The sequence below is a fragment of the Dietzia sp. E1 genome (assembly GCF_014145015.1).
In the GTDB taxonomy this organism is placed as follows: domain Bacteria; phylum Actinomycetota; class Actinomycetes; order Mycobacteriales; family Mycobacteriaceae; genus Dietzia; species Dietzia cinnamea_A.
In genome coordinates this window covers 1-2,378 of sequence record NZ_JAALDU010000464.1, presented here as the reverse complement: position 1 = coordinate 2,378, position 2,378 = coordinate 1, and the positions used below count along the sequence as shown (strand labels likewise).

The following is a 2,378-nucleotide window of genomic DNA, read 5'->3' as shown; positions in this document are numbered from 1 at the left end:
CGAGGGTAGTCGATCCCCGTACCGCCACCTGGGCCGCCCGCGCCCGATCGGGAAGGCCACTCCGCGCCGACGGCATCGCGGTGGCCCCCACCGCGGCGCCCCCCGACGCCGTCGCGGGTCCGGGCGGCTCGCCCGGGGGCTCAGACCACGCCGTTCTCGTAGGCGTAGACCACCACCTGCGCCCGGTCGCGGAGCGCGAGCTTCTGCAGCACGCGGCGGACGTGGGTCTTGACCGTCTCCTCCGAGATGAACAGCGCGGTCGCGATCTCGGCGTTGGAGCGTCCGGTGGCGATCTGCTCGACCATCTCGCGCTCCCGCGGGGTCAGGCTGTCCAGCTCGCGCGCCGTGCGCCGCGGCCGCCGGTTCCTCAGGACCGTCTCCCGGATCAGTCGCCGCGTGACCGTAGGCGCCAGCAACGCCTCCCCGGCGGCCACCACCCGCACCGCGCGGAACAGCTCCTCGGCCGGGGCGTCCTTGAGCAGGAAGCCCGAGCAGCCGAGCCGCAGCGCCTCGTACACGTAGTCGTCGAGATCGAACGTGGTGAGCATGATGATCCGCGGTGCCGGGTCGAGGCCGGATGCCAGGATCCGGCGCGCGGCCTCGAGTCCGTCCATCTCCGGCATGCGCACGTCCATGAACACCACGTCGGGACGGAGGGCGTCGACCTTGGCCACCGCCACCGCGCCGTTCTCGGCGTCGCCGATGACCGCGATATCGGGTTGCGCGTCGAGCAGCGCGGCGAAGCCCTGGCGGACCATCGCCTGGTCATCGGCGATCAGGACGGAGATGGTCATTCCGGTCACCCTATCCCCGGTCACCCCGGCCCCGGTCACCCCTGCCGCGATCGGGCGCGCTTCCCGGCGCGGAGCGGGACCGTGGCGGACACGGTGAAGCCGCCGTCGGGCGCGGCGAGCGCGGTGAACGCGCCACCCACGGCCTGGACCCGCGCGGACATGCCCTTGATGCCGGTCCCTCCGCCGCTGCCCGGCACGATGAGCGCGCCGGGAGCCGCCGGGCCGCTGTCCACCTCGAGGGTCGCCGCCGGGGGCGCGTCACCGGTGTCGGCGGTGGAGACCGTGAGGGTGACGACGACGAGCCCGCCGGGCGCGTGCCGCGAGGCATTGGAGAGGGATTCCTGGAGGACCCGGTGCAGGACGACCCCGGCGGTCTCGTCGATGCCGCGGGTCTCCCCGGTGATCTGCCACGTGATGTCCATGCCCGACCGGCGGGCGGCGCGGAGCGTGGGCTCGATCTGGTCCGCGCCCACCGGTTCCACCGCCGGCGACTCGGCGTCCGTGCGCAGCACCCCGAGCAGACCGCGGACCTCGTCGAGCGCCTCGCGGGCCGTCCCGGCTATCGAGTCGAACTCCGCGTGGACCGCGGGCGTGACCCCCTGGAGCCGGTACGGCGCGGACTGGGCCTGCACCACGATCATGGACATCTGGTGCGCCACCACGTCGTGGAGGTCGCGGGCGAGGTGGTTCCGCTCCTCCGCCCGTAGGCGCAGGTCGGACTGCTCCGAGGACCGGGCGGATTCGCGGACCAACTGCACACGAGAACTCCGAAGTTGACGGCGGGACACCACCAGCCAGCGGATCAGGACCAGGACGGCGGAGAACGCCGCGACCCCGACCATCCAGCCGAACCTCACCTGCGAATGCTCGTTCAGCGCCATGAGCGCGACGGTCGTCGCGACCGCCAACGCGACCCGCGGCAGCGGCTCGATGAGGATGACGGCCGCCAGGCACACCGCCAGCGCCAGGTGGAACACCACCGGCCACCCGAGGGGATAGCCGGGGTCGGCGTGCAGCGGGACGGCCAGGGCGCAGGCGACGGTGACCGCCGCCCACGACGCGAACGGGAGGTAACGGGCGACGGCCACCGGGAGCGAGCCCAGCACGGCCAGGACCGGCACGGCTGCCACAGCCAGGTCGTGGGTCACGAAGAACGTCGGCCACCCCACCGCGAGGAGCACGATCGCCACCGCCGCCCCGATGTAGTCCCACGCCGAGCGCCGGACGCCGCCGAGGAAAACCGTGCGTATGTCGGGGCGGCCGATCCCGGCCGACAGCGTGCTGTCTCGTCTCATGCCGATGACGGTATGCGGCCCGGTCGCCCGGCCCATCCCTCTCAGGAGTGAGATCAGGGCTCACCCTGCCGGGGTACCCCCGTGGGGTGACCGCGGGATCACTGTGCCGGGGGGATCCGGCCGGCGGCGCGGCGACCCTACTTTCACCGCCATGCCGATCACCACCTGCGACCATCAGACCTCCCACTCGACCGCCCGCCGGCGGGTCACCGCGCTCCTCGTCGTCGTCACGGTCCTTGTCTCCGGATCCCTCACCGCGGCGGCGACCGCCACACCGCCTCCGGCCCCC

The 2,378-nt window shown here is 73.3% G+C and carries 2 protein-coding genes; both read right to left on the bottom strand.

The genetic code is table 11. From position 1 onward, the window contains the following. Positions 1 to 140: 140 nt before the first annotated feature. Positions 141 to 794, bottom strand: a complete 654-nt coding sequence (locus tag G6030_RS14005) for a response regulator transcription factor (RefSeq protein WP_182643549.1) — start codon at positions 792 to 794, stop codon at positions 141 to 143. A 35-nt stretch (positions 795 to 829) separates the two neighbouring features. Next, positions 830 to 2,089, bottom strand: a complete 1,260-nt coding sequence (locus G6030_RS14000) for a histidine kinase (protein ID WP_241724368.1) — start codon at positions 2,087 to 2,089, stop codon at positions 830 to 832. Positions 2,090 to 2,378 lie beyond the last annotated feature (289 nt).